At 41.3% G+C, this 1,575-nt stretch carries 2 protein-coding genes and 1 pseudogene; all 3 read right to left on the reverse strand.

The window, feature by feature from the left end; genetic code table 11:
* Positions 1–294: pseudogene (locus OSCIL6407_RS38680) on the reverse strand (mechanosensitive ion channel family protein); the annotation flags it as partial.
* Between the two features lie 135 nt (positions 295–429).
* A complete protein-coding gene (locus tag OSCIL6407_RS37590; RefSeq protein ID WP_234709991.1) occupies positions 430–1,329 on the reverse strand; it encodes a hypothetical protein in 900 nt (299 codons plus the stop codon).
* A 6-nt stretch (positions 1,330–1,335) separates the two neighbouring features.
* The coding region (locus tag OSCIL6407_RS36805; RefSeq protein WP_202951040.1) for a mechanosensitive ion channel domain-containing protein at positions 1,336–1,575 on the reverse strand (240 nt) is incomplete at its 5' end.

Here is a 1,575-nt window from a genome sequence, read left to right on the forward strand (position 1 = left end):
ATAAGTTACTATTAAGAAATTAAGGGTGTTCAGACCTCTCTGGATGAACTCAATCGTTATTGGCTGGCCGTTAAATTCCAGACTACTTCCCCATTGTGCTAATAACAAATTCATCCCGACGAAGCAGACTAGCAGAAGTATCGGGCCCCGTGAGATATTCAAGGCTACCAGTGGTATATCAGTTGGTAGTCGGCGTAAAACTACCCGCAGCACTAAGAACAGGATATACAAACTAACAATGGTAAGTCCCAGTATCCCAAAATTGCTGAGAAATGCTACAGCACTACTTGACATCTAATTGCCCTCCAATTGTGATGGAACTTTGAATTTGAATTTTTACTACTAATAGAATTCAATCATCAAAATTAAACAAATGATAGTGGACTGTAACTGAGGGTTAAACTTCAAGTTACAGCTAGAGCAGAAAGATTACATCAAGTAGGATTGTCTTAGATGCCAAACCAAATCCTGACGCACTTCACTCTTGATCCGATTTCCACGCTCGCAATGCTCTAGCTTGATGCTATCTACATAAAAGCGCACCGTTGTCTCCCGACTTTGGTCTCCGCTAACTTCATTCACCCAAATTTTCGGGTCTTGCCATTGATTTCGAGAACTCTTAAAACTCTCACTCATCCAAACTTGAAAGCTTTCCACTAGATCGTCTAATCTCGTTTCCATGCCCACAGGATTGTTGATCGTCTGATATAATTTATTGATTTTTATAATCAACAAATTAATTCTCTGTTCCCACTCTCTAGGCAATGTCATCAAATCTTCTTTAAACAAATCTGGGTCTTTTAGCCAGCATTGATACCAGATTCTGACTAGACCAATGAGCGTATTATTAGAGGGCGCACCTCCAATTTCAACTAACTTGCTGCGCTTGTGCTTATCCTGACGTTCGGCTCTCCTCTCCAAACCGATCGACAGACAAATTTCTAAGAATTGTTTCTGGATTGCTCTGATTTCTTCTGCATCTAATCCTCCCTGTTCTGCACCGGAGATGATATCTGATAGTTGCTTCAAATTTATTTCAATTTTCAGTAGCATACGGGTGACTTCTTGCTCGGCTAGCAACCGCATGACCCCAACTTCTCGCTTCAATTTCTGTTTGACTCCGGCTCCAGAATAGCCATAGTAACGTTCAATTGCTTCCAGTTTTTGCTCTATGTCTCCCATTGTATCAGGATGGGCAAGCACTACTTTTTCCATCAGAGATATCGCTCTTGCTGGATCGACATCACCCTTGATCGGAATGGAAATGGTGTAGTAATAGTGACTCGTAGGACGGCTGAAATTAAAATGTTTTGGCTTTGAAAGGGGCATTAAGGATTAAATTTTCGAAGGACTATTCATTAATTCAATATTGTTACCCGCAGACCAATTTTTTTTGATCACTGCCCGCGAACCATCTGACAGAGCAACAACATCGCCGAAACTGAAAGGCGTATCAATCAATAACACTAAGCCACTGAAAAAGTTCGCCAGAATGTCCTTTAAGGCAAAACCGAGGACAAATGCCGCTCCCCCAATTGTTACTAGCAAACCGGATAGATCGAAACCCAATTGCTG

It is taken from the genome of Kamptonema formosum PCC 6407 (assembly GCF_000332155.1).
Taxonomy (GTDB): Bacteria; Cyanobacteriota; Cyanobacteriia; order Cyanobacteriales; family Microcoleaceae; genus Kamptonema; species Kamptonema formosum.